Raw genomic sequence first — 15,438 nt, forward strand, 5'->3', positions numbered from 1 at the left:
CTTTGTCCCGGCGCGCACCCACCCCGCGAGGGGCCGCCCCCCGCCCGCTCCCGACGCTACCCCTTCCGACCTGCGAAGACGCTCCCAAGGAACACGAAAGGCCGGGTGCGTGTGCATGCCACCCGGCCTGTCCGAATCGTGTCCGCGAGGGATCGTGCCGCGAGGGCCGGATCAGCCCGCTTCGGGGTCGCCCTTGGTGTAGGTGAGCCGCTCGACCTGGCCGGGCCGGAAGTCGTCGGCGACCTGCTTGCCGTTCACGAACAGCTGGACAGCTCCGGCGTCGCCGAGCACGACGTCCAGCTTCTTGGGGTCGGTGAAGGTCTTGGACTCGCCCTGCTTGAGGAATCCGTCGAAGAGCAGCCGCCCGTTGTGGGCGCGGGCCGAGACCCAGCTCTTCTCGCCGGTCGCCACCATCTTGACCGTGACCCGGTCCGCCGGGGCGGCCGCGATGGCGCTGTCGGAGGGGGCCGGCGGCTTGACGTCGGTGGGCTTGGGCTTGGTCGGGGTGGGCTTGGGGGCGGGCGCGGTGGCGGTGGCGCCCTCCGCGACGCTCCGCGAGCCGGCCTGCTTGTCGTTGCCGCTGAACATGGTGAAGCCGACGAAGCCGACCACCGCGACGATCGCGGCGACCATGGCAGCGGTCCAGTTGGGCCTGCGGGGCTCGGGCCTGATCCGCTCCGCCTCGAAGAGCGGGGCGGCCGGCGTCGGCGCGGGCCGCCCGCCGTGCTCGCCGTCGTACTGCGCGACGAGTGCGGCCGGGTCGAGGCCGACGGCGGCCGCGAGCGTACGGATGTGGCCGCGGGCGTACACATCGCCGCCGCAGCGGGAGAAGTCGTCCGACTCGATGGCGTGGACGATGGGGATGCGCACCCGGGTCGACGTACTGACTTCATCGACCGTCAGACCTGCGGCGATCCGGGCCTGCTGGAGGGCACGACCGATGGTGGGCCGGTCGTCTTCAGGGGAGTTGCCGGGGGAGTCTGGGGAGTTGCCGATGGACACGGGGGCGCCTTTCGAGCGTGAGCCACCTGCTGGAGGTTCAGTCTAGGGGGGTGACGAAAGGGTGGGGCAATCGGGAGGCCGGTCTTTGTACGCCATCGGAACGGCCCGACGGCCCGCGGACACCACGGCGCCGCAGCCTGGAACACCGCTGCCCGACCATGAATGCCTCCCTCCCCTCAACTGGACGTACGCGCAAGGGAAACGGTTGCCTCTGTCCTCTTACGAGTGAGTCTCGTTGGGCCTTCTGCCGTACGAGGGCCCCGCGAGGGCCACCGAACCCAACGGGACCCGCGAAGACCGGAGAAGCCCCTACACAGGAGACTCTCCCCGGATCACGTCGAGTACGCCATCCAATTCATCGGGCTTCACCATCACGTCACGCGCCTTGGATCCCTCGCTGGGTCCCACGATGCCGCGGGATTCCATCAGGTCCATGAGCCTGCCCGCCTTCGCGAATCCCACGCGCAGTTTGCGCTGGAGCATCGACGTCGAGCCGAACTGGGTGGAAACGACCAGCTCGGCGGCCTGGCACAGCAGGTCGAGGTCGTCGCCGATGTCCTCGTCGATCTCCTTCTTCTGCTTGGTGCCGACCACCACGTCGTCCCGGAAGACCGGGGCCATCTGGTCCTTGCAGTGCTGGACGACGGCGGCGACCTCGTCCTCGGTGACGAAGGCGCCCTGCATACGGGTCGGCTTGTTGGCCCCCATCGGCAGGAAGAGGCCGTCGCCCTTGCCGATCAGCTTCTCGGCGCCCGGCTGGTCGAGGATGACCCGGCTGTCGGCGAGCGAGGAGGTCGCGAAGGCGAGCCGGGAGGGCACGTTCGCCTTGATCAGACCGGTCACGACGTCCACCGAGGGCCGCTGGGTGGCGAGCACCAGATGGATTCCGGCCGCTCGGGCCAACTGGGTGATGCGGACGATCGAGTCCTCCACGTCGCGCGGCGCGACCATCATCAGGTCCGCGAGCTCGTCGACGATCACCAGCAGGTACGGATACGCCTGGAGCTCGCGCTCACTGCCCTCGGGCGTCTTGAGCTTGCCGGAGCGCACGGCCGCGTTGAAGTCGTCGATGTGCCGGTAGCCGAAGGCCGCCAGGTCGTCGTAGCGCAGGTCCATTTCCCGTACGACCCACTGGAGCGCCTCGGCGGCCCGCTTGGGGTTGGTGATGATCGGGGTGATCAGGTGCGGGATGCCCTCGTAGGCGGTCAGCTCGACCCGCTTGGGGTCGACGAGGACCATCCGGACGTCCTCGGGGGTCGCCCGGACCATGATCGAGGTGATCAGGCAGTTGATGCAGGACGACTTTCCGGAACCGGTGGCTCCGGCGACCAGGACGTGCGGCATCTTCGCCAGGTTGGCCATTTCGTAGCCGCCCTCGACGTTCTTGCCGAGCGCCACCAGCATCGGGTGGTCGTCCTCGGCGGCGTCCGCGAGGCGCAGTACGTCACCCAGGTTGACCATCTCGCGGTCGCTGTTGGGGATCTCGATGCCGACGGCGGACTTGCCGGGGATCGGCGAGATGATCCGTACGTCCGGGGAGGCCACCGCGTACGCGATGTTCTTGGTCAGCGCGGTGATCTTCTCGACCTTCACGGCGGGACCGAGCTCGACCTCGTAGCGGGTGACCGTCGGGCCGCGGGTGAAGCCGGTGACGGCCGCGTCGACCTTGAACTCCATGAAGACGTTGGACAGCGACTCCACGACCGCGTCGTTGGCCGCGCTGCGCGTCTTGCCGGGACCGCCGCGTTCCAGCAGGTCCAGCGACGGCAGCGAGTACGTGATGTCGCCGCGCAGCTGGAGCTGCTCGGCGCGCGGCGGCAGCGACTCGGGCACCTCCGGCGGCGCCTTGGTGAGGTCGGCCGCCCTGGGCGGCGGGGTGTCCGTCTGCCGCGCCCCGATCGGCCGGGACCGGCCGGGCGGCGGCGAAGCCGGCGCCTCGGGTGCCGCTGCGGGGCCGGCGGCGGACGGCGTCTCCTCGCGGGCCGGCGGCACGGAGGAGGTCCGCTCCTGTTCCGGGGCGACGCCCTGGGTCAGGTCGGCCACCAGCGACGACGGCGGCAGTCCGTTCATCACCGCCCCGTCGAGGGCGGCGGCAGCGGCGGCGGCCACGTCCACCGCGTCCTGCTTCCTGCCGTACTGGGCGGGCTGCACGGAAGGCGCCCTGCGGGGCCTGCGGCGGCGTCCCAGCGCGTCTTCCTCCGCCGCCTGGGGGTCGTACTCCTGAGGCCCGCCACGGCGCGCGGAGGGGCGCTCCGCGCCGGCGGGAAGCGCCTCGCGCCACTGCTCCTCGTACCGCTCGTCGTCCTCGCCCACGAACCCGTCGGAGCCGTCGGCCCCCTCGCCGCGCCCGGTCCGCTCCCCCGGCCTCGGCTCCAGGATGCCCAGCCGCACACCGAGCTGCCGCAGCCGCTGCGGAATCGCGTTGACCGGGGTCGCCGTGACCACCAGGAGCCCGAAGACGGTGAGCAGCAGCAGCAGCGGTACGGCCAGTACCGCGCCCATGGTGAAGGTCAGCGGTACGGAGGCGGCCCAGCCGATCAGCCCGCCCGCGTCCTGCATCGCCTCGCTGCCGTCGCCCCGCCCGGGCGAACCGCATGCGATGTGCACCTGCCCCAGCACGCCGATCACCAGCGCGGAGAGCCCGATGACGATCCGCCCGTTGGCCTCGGGCCGCTCCGGATGCAGGATCAGCCGTACGCCGATGGCGCCGAGCAGGATCGGCACCAGCAGGTCGAGCCGCCCGAAGGCACCGGTGACCAGCAGTTCCACCAGGTCGCCGACCGGACCGCGCAGCTGTGCCCAGGTCCCGGCGGCGACGATCAGTGCGAGGCCGAGCAGCAGGAGCGCGAGCCCGTCCTTGCGGTGCGCCGGGTCGAGCCCCTTCGCGCCCCGCCCTATGCCGCGGAACATCGCGCCGACCCCGTGCGCCAGCCCGAGGTAGGCACCGCGCACCAGCCGGTAGATGCCCCCGGTCGGGGACGGCGCAGGCTTGGGCGCGGGCCGGGCCGCCGCCTTCTTGGCGGGAGCCTTCTTCGCCGGCGCCTTCTTGGCGGCGGTCTTCTTCACCGGGGGTTTCGCCGTGGGTTTCGCCGCGGACTTGGCGGGCGCCGCTTTCTTCGCGGCGCCCGGCGTACGGCCGGCGCGCGGCTTCGCGGTGCCCGTTGTGCCCTGAGAACCCTTGCCGGACGTACGTGAGGCCATGGGGCAAGAGGTTACCCGGGAGGGCACCTCTCGACACGTGTGCCACTGCTTCACCCGTCCGTGTCGTCCTTTGCCGGACACGGATTGACGGCTCGTCGGCATGCGGAAGCCCCGCCCCTGACACCTCGCCAGGAACGGGGCTGCCGCGCCGTCAGTTCTGTGAGGGAAGCGTTCCCGTACCACCGCCGGTGCCCGGTTCGAGCGCGTCGAGCGCCCGGCGCAGGCCCGTGAGCTTGCGCTCCAGATGTGCGGCGGTGGCAACCGCCGCGGCGTCCGCCGAGTCGTCGTCGAGCTGCTTGGACAGCGCCTCCGCCTGCTCCTCGACCGCCGCGAGCCGGGCGGACAGCTCGGCAAGGAGACCCGCGGGTTCCTTGACCGCTCCCGCGTCCGCCCGGTTCGTACCCTCCAACTGGAGGCGCAGCAGCGCTGCTTGCTCCCGCAGCTGACAGTTCTTCATGTACAGCTCGACGAAGACCGAGACCTTGGCGCGGAGCACCCAGGGGTCGAACGGCTTCGAGATGTAGTCCACCGCACCCGCCGCATACCCCCGGAAGGTGTGATGCGGCCCGTGGTTGATCGCGGTGAGGAAGATGATCGGGATGTCCCGGGTCCGCTCCCGCCGCTTGATGTGCGCGGCGGTTTCGAAGCCATCCATTCCCGGCATCTGAACATCCAGCAGGATGACCGCGAAGTCATCAGTAAGCAGTGCTTTGAGCGCTTCCTCCCCTGACGATGCCCTCACCAGTGTCTGATCGAGCGCAGAGAGGATGGCCTCCAGCGCCAACAGATTCTCCGGCCGGTCATCGACCAGGAGGATCTTGGCCTTCTGCACCATGGCCCGTCCTCCTCGCCCCGGCAGTGCACCGGGCGCCGCCCCGGAGGACGACTCCCTTGCGTCGCCCGTCCTTGTGCCGGTCATGGTAGCCGTACCCACCCGGTCGCCACACCCTGTCACCGCGATGTCACTGTGCACGTAGCAGAAACGCATCGGGAGACCAGAAGGTTCCCCGAATACCGTGCTCTCACACGCCGTCGGCCACAGTCAGTCAGCAAGACTGCCCGCGGCCGACGGTCACCCGCCCCACCGTACGGTCACCGCAGTGACCGGTGGGGCACCGGGTTCACTCCTCGCCACGCATCCACTGCTGCATCACACCGAGCAGATGGTCCGGATCCACCGGCTTGGTGACGTAGTCGGACGCCCCCGAGTCGATGGCCTTCTCCCGGTCGCCCTTCATCGCCTTCGCGGTCAGCGCGATGATCGGCAGCCCGGCGAACTGAGGCATCCTGCGGATCGCCGTCGTCGTCGCGTACCCGTCCATCTCCGGCATCATGATGTCCATCAGCACGACCGTCACATCGTCGTGCTGCTCCAGGACTTCGATGCCCTCGCGCCCGTTCTCGGCGTACAGCACGGAAAGACCGTGCTGCTCCAGGACGCTGGTCAGCGCGAAGACGTTGCGGATGTCGTCGTCGACGATCAGCACCTTCTCGCCGGAGAAGTCGAAGGTGCGCCGCTCCTCGTGCGCCCCCTCCTCGTTCCCCTGCGTGCCGGCCCACGGCTCCTGCGGAGTCGTCGCGGCCGGCGGTGCGGTGGGCTGACCGGGCAGCGCCGGCCGCTGCTCGCCCGTCCCGAGCGCCTTGCGCCGGCGCCGGAACATCCCGGCGGCACCGGTCTGCGGTTCGTCGCGTACGTGACCGAACGGCGCCGCCGGATCGGGGGCCTGCGTACGGTCCTCCGCCGGTGCCCTGCGCGGCAGTTCCAGCCCGCCGGGCGCCAACTGCGGGTAGCCCTGCGGCGGCAGCTCGCTGGGGTGCAGCGGCAGGTACAGGGTGAACGTCGAGCCCCGGCCCGGTTCGCTCGCCGCGTGGATCTCGCCGCCGAGCAGCCGGGCGATCTCCCGGCTGATGGACAGGCCCAGGCCCGTACCGCCGTACTTCCTGCTGGTCGTCCCGTCCGCCTGCTTGAACGCCTCGAAGATCACCCGCATCTTGCTGGCCGCGATGCCGATGCCGGTGTCGGTGACCGAGAAGGCGATCAGATCGCCGTCCACGTCCCGCAGCGACCCGGCTTCCAGCAGCTGCTCGCGGATCTCGTGCGGTACGTCGGAGTTGGCGGGCCTGATCACCAGCTCTACGGCTCCGGTGTCGGTGAACTTCACCGCGTTGGACAGCAGGTTGCGCAGCACCTGCAGCAGACGCTGCTCGTCGGTGTGCAGGGTGGCGGGCAGCTCCGGGGAGACCCGTACCGAGAAGTCGAGGCCCTTCTCCGCGGTGAGCGGCCGGAAGGTGGCCTCCACGTAGTCGACGAGCTGGACCAGGGCGATCCGGGTCGGCGAGACGTCCATCTTGCCCGCCTCGACCTTGGACAGGTCCAGGATGTCGTTGATCAGCTGGAGCAGGTCGGAACCGGCACCGTGGATGGTCTCGGCGAACTCCACCTGCTTCGGGGAGAGGTTCCCCTCCGCGTTGTCGGCGAGCAACTTGGCAAGGATCAGAAGCGAGTTGAGCGGCGTGCGCAGCTCGTGCGACATGTTCGCCAGGAACTCCGACTTGTAGCGCATGGAGACCGCGAGCTGCTCGGCCCGCTCCTCCAGGACCTGCCGGGCCTCCTCGATCTCCGTGTTCTTCACCTCGATGTCACGGTTCTGCCGGGCCAGCAGCTCGGCCTTCTCCTCCAGTTCGGCGTTGGACTCCTGGAGCGCCTTCTGCCGGTTCTCCAACTCCTCGGAACGCTCGCGCAGTTGCTCGGTGAGCTCCTGCGACTGCTCAAGCAGCACCTCGGTCTTCGTATTGACGCTGATGGTGTTGACGCTGGTCGCGATCATCTCCGCGATCTGGTTCAGGAAGTCCCGCTGGATCTGTGTGAACGGCTGGAACGACGCCAGCTCGATCACCCCCAGGACCTTCCCCTCGAAGAGCACCGGCAGCACGATCACATGCGCCGGCGGCGCCTCGCCCAGCCCAGAGGAGATCTTCAGGTACCCCTCGGGGACCCGCACCTGGATGGTCCGCTTCTCCTCCGCCGCCGTACCGATCAGGGTCTCCCCCGGCCGGAACACGGTCGGCATCCCGCTCGCCGCGTACCCGTAACTCCCGCGCATCCGCAGCTGGTACGGGCTGTCCCCCTCGGCACCCACCTCGGCGCCCTTGGCCGCGTCCGCTCCCGTCGCCATCGCGAGGAAGAACGCGCCCTGCTGCGCGGCGACCACCGGCGTCAGCTCGCTCATGATCAGCGAGGCGACGTCGTCGAGGTCCCGGCGGCCCTGCATCAGGCCGGAGATCCGGGCCAGGTTGCCCTTGAGCCAGTCCTGCTCCTTGTTGGCCAGGGTGGTGTCGTGCAGGTTGGAGATCATCGTGTTGATGTTGTCCTGGAGCTCCTGGATCTCTCCGGCGGCATCCACGTCGATCTTCAGGGTGAGGTCGCCGCGGGTCACCGCGGTGGCGACCTTCGCAATGGCACGCACCTGCCGGGTGAGGTTCCCGGCCATCTCGTTCACCGATTCCGTGAGGTCGCGCCAGGTGCCGTCCACGTTGCGCACCCGCGCCTGACCGCCCAGCTGGCCGTCGGTGCCCACCTCGCGGGCCACCCGGGTCACCTGGTCGGCGAACGAGGACAGCTGGTCGACCATCGTGTTGATGGTGTCCTTCAGTCCCTGGATCTCACCGCTCGCATCGATGTCGATCTTCTTGGTGAGGTCGCCCTTGGCGATGGCGGTGGTGACGGCGGCGATCTGGCGCACCTGACCGGTCAGGTTGGACGCCATCGAGTTCACCGACTCGGTGAGGTCCTTCCACGTGCCCGAGACTCCCGGCACCGTCGCCTGGCCGCCCAGCTCGCCCTGGGTGCCCACCTCACGGGCCACCCGGGTCACCTCGTCGGCGAACGAGGACAGCGTCGTCACCATGGTGTTCACCGTGTCGGCCAGCTCGGCGACCTCGCCGCGCGCCTCGACGGTGACCTTCTTCGTCAGATCGCCGTTGGCGACCGCGGAGGACACCCGGGAGATGTTCCGCACCTGCGAGGTCAGGTTGTTGGCCATCGTATTGACGTTGTCGCTCAGGTCCTTCCAGATGCCGGTGACCCCGCGCACCCGCGCCTGGCCGCCGAGGATGCCGTCGGTGCCCACCTCGCGGGCCACCCGGGTCACCTCGTCGGCGAAGTTCGAGAGCTGGTCGACCATCGTGTTCACGGTCGTGACGAGGTCGAGGATCTCGCCCTTCGCATCGACGGTGATCTTCTTGGACAGGTCTCCCTGCGCGACCGCCGTGGTGACCTCGGCGATGTTGCGCACCTGTGAAGTCAGGTTGTTGGCCATGAAGTTGACGGACTGGGTGAGGTCCTTCCAGGTGCCGCTGACGCCCTGCACCTCGGCCTGCCCACCCAGGATTCCCTCGGTGCCCACCTCACGGGCCACCCGGGTCACCTGCTCCGCGAAGTTCGAGAGCTGGTCGACCATCGTATTGAGGGTGTTCTTCAGCTCCAGGATCTCGCCGCGCGCATCCACGTCGATCTTCTGCGACAGGTCACCGCGCGCCACCGCCGTGGCGACCTGGGCGATGTTGCGCACCTGGTCGGTGAGGTTCCCGGCCATGCCGTTCACCGAGTCGGTCAGATCCCGCCACACCCCTGCGACGCCGGGCACCTGCGCCTGACCGCCGAGCCGGCCCTCCGTACCCACCTCACGCGCGACCCTGGTCACCTGGTCCGCGAAGGCGGACAGCTGGTCGACCATCGTGTTGATGGTGTTCTTCAGCTCCAGGATCTCGCCGCGCGCGTCCACGTCGATCTTCTGCGACAGGTCACCGCGCGCGACCGCGGTGGTGACCTGGGCGATCTGCCGTACCTGTGAAGTCAGGTTGCCGGCCATGAAGTTGACGGAGTCGGTGAGTTCCTTCCACGTACCGCTGACGCCGTCGACGCGCGCCTGGCCGCCGAGCCGGCCCTCCGTGCCCACGTCGCGCGCCATCCGCGTGACCTGGTCGGCGAAGGCCGAGAGCTGGTCGACCATCGTGTTCACGGTGTTCTTCAGCTCCAGCATCTCGCCGGAGACGTCCACCGTGACCTTCTGCGACAGATCGCCGTTGGCGACCGCCGTGGTGACCTGCGCGATGTTCCGCACCTGGCCGGTGAGGTTACGGAAAGCGGTGTTGACGGAATCCGTCAGGTCCTTCCACGTACCCGCCGCCCCCGGCACCTGCGCCTGACCACCGAGCAGCCCCTCGACGCCGACCTCGCGCGCCACCCGGGTCACCTCGGAACCGAACGCCTGGAGCTGCTCGACCATCGTGTTGACGGTGTTCTTCAGCTCCAGCATCTCGCCGGAGACGTCGACGGTGACCTTCTGCGTCATGTCCCCGTTGGCGACCGCCGTGGTGACCTGCGCGATGTTCCGCACCTGATCGGTGAGGTTACGGAAAGCGGTGTTGACGGAATCCGTCAGGTCCTTCCACGTACCCGCAGCCCCCGGCACCTGCGCCTGGCCGCCCAGCTGCCCCTCGCCACCGACCTCGCTGGCGACCCGGGTCACCTCGTCCGCGAAGGTCCGCAGCGTCTCGGTCATCTGGTTGATGGTTTCTGCGAGCTGCGCGACCTCGCCCCGCGCGCTCACCGTGACCTTCCGCGACAGGTCACCACTGGCGACGGCGGTCGTCACCTCGGCGATCCCGCGCACCTGGGCGGTCAGGTTCCCCGCCATCAGGTTCACCGAATCGGTGAGGTCCTTCCACACCCCGGCCACCCCGGGCACCTGCGCCTGCCCGCCCAGTTCACCTTCGGTGCCGACCTCGCGCGCGACCCGCGTGACCTCGGACGAGAACGACGACAGCTGGTCCACCATCGTGTTCACGGTGTTCTTCAGCTGGAGCATCTCACCGGCCACGTGCACGGTGACCTTGCGCGACAGATCGCCCTTGGCCACCGCCGTCGTCACCAGCGCGATGTCCCGCACCTGCGCGGTCAGCCGGTACGCCATCGTATTGACCGAGTCCGTGAGGTCCTTCCACGAACCGGACATCCCGCGCACCTGGGCCTGCCCGCCCAGCTTGCCCTCGGTACCGACCTCCAGCGCGACCCGCGTCACCTCGTCGGTGAACGCCGACAGCTGGTCGACCAGGTTGTTGACCGTACGGCCGACCTTGAGGAACTCCCCGCGCAACGGGTGCCCGTTCCCCTCACCACCCTGGGACCGCAGCTCCATCCGCTGCTCCAGATCGCCCTCCGCCACCGCGGACAGCACCCTGCCGACCTCGGAGACCGGTCGTACGAGGTCCTCGACGAGCGCGTTGGAGGCGTCGATCGCCGCCGCCCAGGAGCCCTCGCAGGCCCCGGTCTCCAGCCGCTCCGCCAGCTTTCCCTCGCGGCCGACCATGCGCCGCACCCGCGCGAGCTCCCCCGTCAGATGCAGGTTCCGGTCCGCGACCTCGTTGAACACAGCGGCGATCTCCGACATCATCCCGTCGCCGGAGACCGTGAGCCGCTTCCTGAAGTTGCCGTCCCGCATCGACACCAAGGCCGTCAGCATGCGGTTCAGCGCAGCCGTGTCGACCTCGGTGGTCCCATTGCTCCGGGACCGTCCGCCTTTTGTGCGCGTGCTCTTGCCCCGCGCCGCCACGCCAGACTCCACCGTGTCCCTCCCGCAGGGATCGACCGTATTTCCCAGGTCTTCGCTTGATGCATTCCCAGTCTTCCACCTTGACGCACCGCAGTGTCCGACAGTCAAGGCGTGAAGCCCCCGGCGTCAAATCGGTGAAGCTTACAGCCCGGGCCCCGTATCGTCCGCCCCTCATGCCCGTCCCGGGTACGTACCCGGGACGCAGTGGCACATCTCTCCGGCCGACGGTCTAGCCTGGCAGGGCGTATCGAACCCGCGAGAAACGGGCACAGGACTCGGGGAAGCGACGAACACCACATGGGGAGTGCTGTGATCACGGCGCGGGCGGCTGCCACTTTCGACCCTGTCGGGCGGTCGGTCGCGACTGCCCGCGCGTTCGTACGGGACACCCTCCAGGGCTGGGGCCATTCCGAGCTGGTCGACGACGCCGTCGTCCTGACCAGCGAACTCGTCACCAACGCCGTCGTCCACGCGGGCACCCAGGCCGACGTACTGTGCCTGCGCACCGAGGACGGCATCCGCGTCGAGGTCGCGGACCGCTACCCGGAGCGCGAGGTCCCGCTCCAGGGCACCGGCATGAACCTGGGCGGCCCCGACCGCGAGGGCGGCCGAGGACTGCTCCTGTGCGCGGCGCTGGCCTCCAAGTGGGGCGTCGAGTACACCCCCACCCAGAAGCAGGTCTGGTTCCAACTCGACCTCCCCCAGCGCCCGCTCGGCACCCGCGTCGCCGGCCCGGTCCTCCCCGACGCCCTCCTCCCGGTCGCCGACGGCCGCATCCGCGTCGCCGTCGTCCAGATAGACCGCACCGGCGCCATCGCCTCCTGGAACGAGGACGCCCAGGACCTCTTCGGGTACGCCGCCGAGCAGGTCACCGGCAAACCCCTCACCGACTTCACCGCCTGGCCACAGACCCCCGGCATCGGCACCGGCATCGCCGAGGCCCTCCAGATGTCCCGCTGGGAGGGCAGTTACGGAATCCGCGGCGAGGACGGCCGCGTCATCCCGGTGTACGCCTCCCACCTGCGCGTCCGCGACAACGAGGGCGAACCCTCGACGATCTGCCTGCTGGTACGGGACTTCGAGCGCGCGGTCCTGCAGACCCCGCAGCGCCAGCCCTCCGTCGACCCCGCCGGCGGCGCCCTCGGCGAGGGCCGGGCCACCGACCCCTTCGAGGTCTTCATCGGCTCCCCCGCCCCCGAGGACCTGGACGGCCTCCTCCAGCGCACCGTCGAGCGCGCCCGCGACATGCTCGACGCCGACTCCGCGTTCCTGCTCCTCGCCACCGACGACGAGACCGAACTCGAAGTACGCGCCACCACCGGACTCCCCTCCGCCCGCCAGCGCTTCGCGCGCGTGCCCGTGGAAGCGGGCACCGGCAGATACGGCTCGGCCCGCATGCCCGCCGTCCACGAGGACCTGGGCGCCGTCCCCGGCGCCGTCCCGCTCCTCAACGGCACCGGCATGCGCTCCGTCGTCACGGTCCCCCTCAAGGTCGAGGGCCGCCTCACCGGCTCGCTCGGCGTCGCCGCCGAAGCCTCCGGCCGGTACACCAACGAGGAGGCCCTGCGCCTCCAGTTCGCCGCCGACCGCATCGCGCTGGCCGTCGAGTCCGCCCGCCTCGGCGAACTCGAACGCCTCCGCCGAGGCTCCCTCTCCTTCCTCGTCGAGGCCTCCGACCTGCTGGCCGGCACCCTCGACCGCGACCAGACCCTCGCCCTCATGGCGCAGATGACGGTCCCCACGCTGGCCACCTGGTGCGCCGTCTACACGATCGCCGACCAGGCCTCCGACCCGTACCTCTCCTACGTCCTGCACGAGGACGAGGAGCGCATCGACGGCCTCAAGGCCCTCCTGTCCCGCATCAGCCCGCCCGACCCGGTCCCCACCCCGGGCGCCCGCATCTGGAACGCGCCGAGCGAGGCCGCCCACCAGGCCGCCCTGCGCACCTCCATGCGCAGTCTCGGCCTGAGCTCCACCCCGCACCTGGCCTCGGGCATCGGCACCACCCTGGCGACGGCCGCCGCGGTCGGCGGCGAGACCGTCGTCCTGCCGCTGGTGGCCCGCAACCGCGTCATCGGCATGCTCACCCTCGGCAAGCCCACCGACGACCACTTCCGCCAGGAGATCCTCGAACTCGCCGAGGACCTCTCCCGCCGGGCCGCCCTCGCACTGGACAACGCCCGCCTGTACTCGGAGCGCATGGCCATCAGCCAGTCCCTCCAGCGCAGCCTGCTCCCCCCGGAGCTCCCGCACATCCCGGGCGTCGAGGTCGAGGTCATCTACCGCGCCGCCGGCGAGGGCAACGAAGTGGGCGGCGACTTCTACGACCTCTTCCCGATCCGCGACGGCGCGTACGGCTTCGCCATCGGCGATGTCTGCGGTACGGGCCCGGAGGCCGCGGCCGTCACCGGCCTGGCCCGCCACGCCCTGCGCCTGCTCGCCCGCGAGGGCTTCGGCGGCCCCGCGGTCCTGGAGCGCCTCAACGCGGCGATCCTCGACGAGGGCGCCCGCAGCCGCTTCCTGACCCTCCTCTACGGCGAGCTGTGGCCGCAGGAGGACGGCAGCTCCATCCTCAAGATCGTCTGCGCGGGCCACCCGCTTCCGCTCCGCCTCCGCCCGGACGGCACGGTCACCCCTGCCGCCGAACCCCAGCCCCTGCTCGGCGTGATGGACGACCTGGAGCTCTACGAGGAGACCATCACCCTCGACCCCGGCGACGTCCTGCTCTGCGTCACGGACGGCATCACCGAACGCCGCGAGGGCACCCGCATGCTCGGCGACGACGGCCTCGCCGAAGTCCTCGCCGGTTGTACGGGCCTGACGGCCGGCGCCGTCGCGGCACGCGTCCTGCGCGCCGTGGAACGCTTCGCCGCCGAACCCGCCTCGGACGACATGGCCATCCTCGCGATGCGCGTCCCGCAGCCCTTGAAGCAGTAACCGCGCCAGGAGCGGGAGGAGTTGGCAATTCTCCCGCTCCCCGGCCCCCACCTGCACGCACTTCCCCACACACAGAAAAGGCCCCCGCCAACCGGCGGGGGCCTTTCCGTTTCCTGAGCCCCAATGCGGAATCGAACCGCAGACCTTCTCCTTACCATGGAGACGCTCTACCGACTGAGCTATTGGGGCCTCGTTGCTCCGTGGCAACAAGGTAGATCATACCCATAAAATCGCCGAACTCCGAACCACCCGTTCCTCTGGACCGCCAGGGGTGCCGCTGCCACGATGCGCGCATGCCCACCCGCCGCGAGAACGCCCCGCACCGCATGCTCCGGTCGCTGGCCCTGGCCGCCCTGCTCGTGGCCGCGTCCGGCTGCGGGACCGCCGAGAAGAAGCCGTCTCCCCCCGCCGAGAAGCCGTCGGCCACCGCAACGCCCCCACCCGCCGAAGTCCCGCGTGCAGGCGACCAGAAGGTCACCATGACCTGGCAGGGCAAGCCCCGCGAGTACACGGTGCACGCCCCGCCCGGGTACACCCCCGCCAAGAAGCTCCCCGTGGTGGTGGCCATGCACATGTACCCGGGCACGGCCGACCGGATCGCCGCCCTGAGCGCCCTCAACAAGAAGGCGGACGCCAAGAACTTCCTCGTCGCGTACCCGGAGGGCCTCAACGGCGGCTACAACGCCCTGATCTGCTGCGGCACCGAGGACGACACCGGCTTCATCCGCGCCATGACCAAGCGCCTCCGGACGACGTGGAACGCCGACCCCGACAGGTTCTACGCCACCGGCATCTCCAACGGCGCCGACATGTCCTTCAAGCTCGCCGTCGAGCTGCACGACACCTTCGCCGCGGTGGCCCCCGTCAGCGGCGCCTACTCGGGCGACGACGCTGCCGACGCCTCCTACGTCCCGAAGTCCCCGGTATCGGTCATGACGTTCGTCGGCGGCCAGGACCGGATCCACGAGATCGCCGTGGCCGGCGTCAAAACCTGGCAGGAACGCCTGAGTTGCAAGGCGCCCCCACCGCAGAAGCTCACCAAGGGCATCACCAGGACGGCCGCGAAGTGCAAGGACAAGTCCGAGGTCGTCTCGTACGTCATCCCCGAGATGGCCCACTCCTGGCCGGGCTCGACCGCCACCATGGGCGACGAGGAGGCCGGCCTCAACGCCACCGACCTCATGTGGGACTTCTTCGCCACCCATCCCAAACAACGCCCGTAAACGATCCTGCCCGTAAACGCAGAAAAGCCCCGCACCATAAGGTGCGGGGCTTTCCCACAATGATTGTTCGGCGGCGTCCTACTCTCCCACAGGGTCCCCCCTGCAGTACCATCGGCGCGGAAAGGCTTAGCTTCCGGGTTCGGAATGTAACCGGGCGTTTCCCTAACGCTATGACCACCGAAACACTATGAAATTTGAACACCTGGCTGTCTACACAGGACTGTTCGTTATTTCAGAACTAACACAGTGGACGCGAGCAACTGAGGACAAGCCCTCGGCCTATTAGTACCAGTCAGCTCCACCCGTTACCGGGCTTCCACATCTGGCCTATCAACCCAGTCGTCTACTGGGAGCCTTAACCCCTCGAAGGGGGTGGGAATACTCATCTCGAAGCAGGCTTCCCGCTTAGATGCTTTCAGCGGTTATCCTTTCCGAACGTAGCCAACCAGCCATGCCCTTGG

General features: G+C 69.4%; 6 protein-coding genes, 1 tRNA gene and 2 rRNA genes. 2 read left to right on the forward strand and 7 right to left on the reverse strand.

The window, feature by feature from the left end:
• Window positions 1–171: 171 nt before the first annotated feature.
• The 4 genes from ACZ5PB_RS06250 to ACZ5PB_RS06265 form a co-directional block, all read right to left on the reverse strand.
• Window positions 172–1,002 (reverse strand): helix-turn-helix domain-containing protein, encoded by an 831-nt coding sequence (locus tag ACZ5PB_RS06250; RefSeq protein WP_468688177.1) that lies wholly within the window; start codon window positions 1,000–1,002, stop codon window positions 172–174.
• Between the two features lie 309 nt (window positions 1,003–1,311).
• Window positions 1,312–4,203 (reverse strand): DNA translocase FtsK, encoded by a 2,892-nt coding sequence (locus ACZ5PB_RS06255; RefSeq protein WP_468688179.1) that lies wholly within the window; start codon window positions 4,201–4,203, stop codon window positions 1,312–1,314.
• Window positions 4,204–4,354: 151 nt separating this feature from the next.
• Window positions 4,355–5,038 carry a two-component system response regulator gene (locus ACZ5PB_RS06260; RefSeq protein WP_399442913.1) on the reverse strand — a complete coding sequence of 228 codons (684 nt, stop codon included), beginning with the start codon at window positions 5,036–5,038 and terminating at the stop codon, window positions 4,355–4,357.
• A 286-nt stretch (window positions 5,039–5,324) separates the two neighbouring features.
• A complete protein-coding gene (locus ACZ5PB_RS06265; protein WP_468688182.1) occupies window positions 5,325–10,727 on the reverse strand; it encodes a HAMP domain-containing protein in 5,403 nt (1,800 codons plus the stop codon).
• Between the two features lie 387 nt (window positions 10,728–11,114).
• Here ACZ5PB_RS06265 and ACZ5PB_RS06270 point away from each other — a divergent pair, with 387 nt between their 5' ends.
• Window positions 11,115–13,754, forward strand: a complete 2,640-nt coding sequence (locus ACZ5PB_RS06270) for a SpoIIE family protein phosphatase (protein WP_468688184.1) — start codon at window positions 11,115–11,117, stop codon at window positions 13,752–13,754.
• Window positions 13,755–13,870: 116 nt separating this feature from the next.
• On the opposite strand, the gene ACZ5PB_RS06275 is transcribed toward ACZ5PB_RS06270, so the two are convergent.
• A tRNA-Thr gene (locus ACZ5PB_RS06275) sits at window positions 13,871–13,943 on the reverse strand.
• Window positions 13,944–14,047: 104 nt separating this feature from the next.
• On the opposite strand from ACZ5PB_RS06275, the gene ACZ5PB_RS06280 reads away from it, so the two are divergent.
• The gene (locus tag ACZ5PB_RS06280; RefSeq protein ID WP_468688186.1) at window positions 14,048–14,977 is read left to right on the forward strand and encodes a CE1 family esterase; all 930 of its coding nucleotides are present in this window, start codon (window positions 14,048–14,050) and stop codon (window positions 14,975–14,977) included.
• Between the two features lie 65 nt (window positions 14,978–15,042).
• On the opposite strand, the gene rrf is transcribed toward ACZ5PB_RS06280, so the two are convergent.
• Together rrf and ACZ5PB_RS06290 are read right to left on the reverse strand one after the other, a co-directional pair.
• A 5S ribosomal RNA gene (gene rrf / locus ACZ5PB_RS06285) occupies window positions 15,043–15,159 on the reverse strand.
• A gap of 80 nt (window positions 15,160–15,239) precedes the next feature.
• Window positions 15,240–15,438: ribosomal RNA gene (locus ACZ5PB_RS06290) — 23S ribosomal RNA — on the reverse strand; the annotation flags it as partial.

The sequence above is a fragment of the Streptomyces sp. NPDC032721 genome (assembly GCF_055579625.1).